The following is a 1,667-nucleotide window of genomic DNA, read 5'->3' as shown; positions in this document are numbered from 1 at the left end:
CGACGCGAGGAACCGGTCGCGCTCGCGCTCGAACAGCGCGGGGTCGCCGGCGAGCCGGAACGCGGCCGAAAGGAAGTTGTCGTCGGACGCGTTCTCTTCCAGGCGGCGCACCAGGTAGCTGATCGCGACGTCGAACTCGTCGGGGTGAACCACCGGCACATACAGCAGCACCGGACCGACCTCGCGCGAGACGACGTCGACCTGCCCCTGCGCCATGCCGAGCAGCATCTCGAAGTCGATCGAGTCGCGGACCCCCGAAGCGCCGGCGAGCAGCCACGCGTACGCGATGTCGAAGAGGTTGTGTCCCGCCACCCCGAAGCGCACCGACTCGGTCGTCTCGGGCTGGAGGGCGTGCCGCAGGCAGCGGATGTAGTTCGCGTCGGTGTCGACCTTCGCGTCGTACGTCGCCGTCGACCAGCCGTGCATCACGGCATCGACGTGCTCCATGGCGAGGTTCGCACCCTTGACGAGCCGCACCTTGATGCGGGCGCCGCCGGCCGCGACACGCTCGTGCGCCCACGCCGTGAGCTCCTGCAGGGCGGGGAGCGCGTCGGGCAGGTATGTCTGCAGCACGATGCCGGCCTCGAGCTGCCGCAGCCGCGGATCCTCCAGGAGGCGCGTGAAGACCGCGATCGTGAGGTCGAGGTCGCGGTACTCCTCCATGTCGAGGTTGATGAATGTGGCGTCGGAAGCGGCCGTGAGGTACAGCGGCAGCAGTCGCTCGACGACCTTCTCAACGGTCTCGTCGAACGCCCACATCGAGATGTGGCTGACGATGGCCGAGACCTTGACCGAGACGTAGTCGACGTCGGCCCGGCGGATGAGATCGTGGATCCCTTCGAGCCGGCGAAGCGCCTCCGCCTCGCCCAGCACGGCCTCGCCGAGAAGGTTGAGGTTGAGCCGCGCCCCGCGCTCGCGAATCGCGGCGATCGACGCCCCCAGCTTCTCGGGGCGGGCGTCGACGATGAGGTGTCCCACGATCTCGCGGAAGGCACGCCGGGCGATCGGCACCACCGGAGTGGGAAGCACGGGCGCGACGGCTCCGCCGACCTGCACGGCACCGCGGAGGTACCACGGCAGGAACTCCGGGACGAGCGGGGCGATGCGATGCAGCTGAGCCGCCGCAGCGGCCAGGCTCTCGGGGCGCATCACGCCGTCGACGAATCCGATCGTGAACGGCAGGCCCTTCGGATCCTCGAGCACGCCGGCGAGTCGCTGGGCTGCGGGGTCGACATCGACGTCTGCGCTCTCGGCGATCCACCGCTCGGCGAGCGCCACCGCATCCACGGCGAGGTCGTCGCCGGGAGCGGGGCGGTCGGTGTCGCCCGGGTACGGGTCGGTCACCATGAGCCCAGCCTAGGGTCTCGTGCGACACCCGACGCGGATCTGCGTCGGGTGGTGATGGCCGGTCCCGCGGTGCCGGGCACGGCCGGGCTCATCCGGCGTCGTCCTGGATCGACGGCCGGTGGATGCGACCGGTCAGGCGCGTTCGGGATGATCGCGCTGATCGGTGCGGTCGGTGCGTGTCGGGGGGTTCACCACTTCGTCCGACGCGACCTCGTCGCGGTGAGCGCCGCCGTCGTGGTGAGCGTCGCCGTCGCGCCGGTACTCCCGCCGGAGGCCGTCATCGCTCACGCCCACGGGCCGTTCCGCCGGGGCGCCGCCGC

General features: G+C 71.0%; 2 protein-coding genes. Both read right to left on the bottom strand.

The genetic code is table 11. The features are described 5' to 3' along the window. Nucleotides 1-1,347, bottom strand: a 1,347-nt coding sequence (locus EIO58_RS17420; protein WP_205789367.1) for a proline dehydrogenase family protein, incomplete at its 3' end; no start/stop codon positions are given. Nucleotides 1,348-1,479: 132 nt separating this feature from the next. Continuing rightward, nucleotides 1,480-1,667: hypothetical protein (locus EIO58_RS19035; protein ID WP_446723947.1), on the bottom strand; the 188-nt coding region annotated here is incomplete at its 5' end.

The organism is Microbacterium sp. CPCC 204701, assembly GCF_004010105.1.
Taxonomy (GTDB): domain Bacteria; phylum Actinomycetota; class Actinomycetes; order Actinomycetales; family Microbacteriaceae; genus Microbacterium.
The sequence above is the reverse complement of the archived record's forward strand: the minus strand, read 5'-3'. Positions and strand labels throughout refer to the sequence as shown.